General features: G+C 70.8%; 1 protein-coding gene. It reads right to left on the bottom strand.

All coding sequences use genetic code 11. The features are described 5' to 3' along the window. The coding region (locus tag SOM10_RS17925; protein ID WP_320491459.1) for a chaplin family protein at positions 1–267 on the bottom strand (267 nt) is incomplete at both ends.

Genomic DNA, 267 nt, shown 5'->3' on the forward strand with positions numbered 1-267 from the left:
CCTGGGTGCCGCTTGCGATTCCGTCGTCTCCGGACGTCTCCGCTCCGGTGCTGCTGCCTCCGGACGGGGTGCCGGTGGTGGTGGTGCCGCCGGTGGATTCGCTGTCTCCGAGGATGGAGATGGCGTTGCCGGTGACGTCGATCGGTGCGGTGACGGGTGCGGTGACCTGCGTGCCGCTTGCGATTCCGTCGTCTCCGGACGTCTCCGCTCCGGTGCTGCTGCCTCCGGACGGGGTGCCGGTGGTGGTGGTGCCGCCGGTGGATTCGG

It is taken from the genome of Microbacterium sp. CFBP9023 (assembly GCF_034045055.1).
GTDB lineage: Bacteria > Actinomycetota > Actinomycetes > Actinomycetales > Microbacteriaceae > Microbacterium.